Annotated in this window: 2 protein-coding genes; both read left to right on the forward strand. The window is 56.3% G+C overall.

What is annotated here, in order from left to right; all coding sequences use genetic code 11:
* The first annotated feature begins 201 nt into the window (after positions 1-201).
* Positions 202-567 (forward strand): cupin domain-containing protein, encoded by a 366-nt coding sequence (locus tag RMSM_RS17495; RefSeq protein ID WP_008698999.1) that lies wholly within the window; start codon positions 202-204, stop codon positions 565-567.
* A gap of 159 nt (positions 568-726) precedes the next feature.
* A partial coding sequence (locus tag RMSM_RS17500) for an outer membrane protein assembly factor BamB family protein (RefSeq protein ID WP_236622187.1) occupies positions 727-2413 on the forward strand: 1687 nt, incomplete at its 3' end.

The following is a 2413-nucleotide window of genomic DNA, read 5'->3' on the forward strand; positions in this document are numbered from 1 at the left end:
ATTTTTCCACTATGGCTAACCCCCGTTTTCCCTCCCCCCCGGTGCAACGCCCTCTGTCCGAACTTTCGAATCCCCCCACAAAGCCACTTTGGATCAAACGGACTGGGTGGCCAGCACCCATTCCCCCCATGATTCGACGTGGTGCTTGGAATTCAAACGAACACACCCCCCGAACGAACCGCCACAAATTCGACTGTCGTAGTGAATCGAGCAAAAACGGCCCCGCAACTCGTTGATTTGACTGCATTGCCTGCGGTCGCGTGCCCCTGTGGCACCGCGCGGCGAGCATTCGCCGATCGCAACGAGTTTCCGGGCACGGTTCATTTGACACAGATCACTCAATCCGCTCGCACGCACTACCACAATGAACACGTTGAGGTTTACATCGTACTGGAATGCGAAAGCGATGCTGCGATCGAACTTGACGGAGTCCTCCACCCGGTTCGCCCATTAACTGCTATCCTGATTCCGAAGGGCGTACGTCATCGGGCGGTTGGAGAGATGAAAACGATCATTATCAGTACTCCTAACTTTGACACGAGCGACGAACACTTTGACCTGGAATAAAAGACGGAGCCGGTAAATTGCCGGTAATTGACGCTGATCGACGCTCAAACGACTTGCCACACCGTCCGCGGCGTGGATGAACAGCCCACGTTAGATAGCCCACGCGATTTGTCGCAGAACACGAACAACCACAACGACCTTTCCCTCAAGAGAGTTTCGATGCAATCCCTGTTTCAAACGCCGTCGCTTTTCCGAAAGCGAGCGAGCTGGTTTGCCGGTTCGATGCAAGCCCTGCTGATCGTTGCCATGGCCGCAATCAGTGTCCCGCAGTCGGCCCAGGCGGAAAACGCCGGTTGGCCTTATTGGCGTGGTCCGCACTACGACGGATCCGCCAACGCATCCAATTTGGCCGAAGATTGGGATCCCGATGGGGGCGATGGCAGCAACGTGCTGTGGAAACGCGACGATATCGGAGGCCCTTGTACGCCGATCGTGATGAACGAGCGGCTGTACACGATCCAGCGAGCGTTGCCGGGAACCGAGCGAGAATCGGAGAAAGTCGTCTGCTTGGACGCAAAAACCGGTGAAACACTTTGGGAAAACCAATACAACGTCTGGCTTTCCGATGTTCCGGCCGAGCGAATCGGTTGGAGCAGCGTGGTCGGAGACCAAGAAACCGGCAACGTCTATGTCTTGGGTGCCTGCGATATTTTCATATGCATCAACGGCGAAACCGGCGAAACCGTGTGGCAGATTCCGCTACACGAACAATTCGGAATGCTTAGCACGTACGGCGGGCGAACGAATTTCCCGATCATCCATGAAGATCTTGTCATCATCAGCGGGATCATCATCAACTGGGGCGAATTTGCCAAACCCAACCATCGGCTGCTGGGACTGGACAAACGAACCGGCGAAATCGTCTGGTTCAGCGGCACCCGCGATCTTCCCTACGACACCACCTACTCGGCGCCCAGCTTGGTCACGATTGATGGCCAACGCCAACTGATCCTAGGGGCGGGTGACGGTGCGATTTGGGGATTCCAACCACGCACGGGCAAACCGCTATGGAGCAAACAGATTTCCCGCCGTGGGATTTATGCCACGCCGCTGGTGGTGGGCGACAAAGTTTTCGCCGCCCATAGCGAAGAAAACGTCTCGGGGAGCTCGATGGGGGCAATCGTCGCCATGCAAGTCTCGGGGACCGGGGACGAAACCAAGGTCGAAGAATTGTGGCGTCGCGAAGAAGTGGTCGCCGGTTACAGCGAACCTGTCTTTGTCGATGGCCGCGTCTATTTGGTCGACGACCGCTGTAAAATGTGGATCTTTGACGCGGAAACCGGCGAAACACTCGTCGAACGCAAAGCATTTGTGGGCAGTCGCCAACGTAGTGCCTTGCTCTACGCCGATGAAAAAATCTATGTTTTGACCGAAAATGGCCGCTGGGCTATCGTCGAACCGACCGAAGACGGCTTCGAAGTATTGAGCAAGGGACGCGTCGATGACGCCGACTTTGCTGGGTCGCCGATCGTCGCCGATGGACGCTTATATTTTCCAAGTTCGAAGACGCTTTACTGTGTCGCCACCGAAAATGGCAGCCAAGAAAGCGTCGACATGGCCAGCACGATGGGCGATGAGACTCCGGTTTCCGAGAACCCTGATCTCGCTCAAATCTTGGTCGTTCCCGCCGAATCCATTGTCCAGCCCGGTGAATCGGTCGATTTGGGCACCCGTTTCTTCAATCGTCTCGGGCAACCGTTGGATGTTGATGCCGACGTGACTTTCGAAGTCCAAGGGGCTGGCAAAATCCAAGGGTCGACCTTTACCGCTAACGCCGACGCCTCGCACACCGGCGTCGTGATTACCGCGAAAGCGGGCAATGCGACGGGAACCGCCCGCATTCGCA

This window comes from Rhodopirellula maiorica SM1, from assembly GCF_000346295.1.
In the GTDB taxonomy this organism is placed as follows: domain Bacteria; phylum Planctomycetota; class Planctomycetia; order Pirellulales; family Pirellulaceae; genus Novipirellula; species Novipirellula maiorica.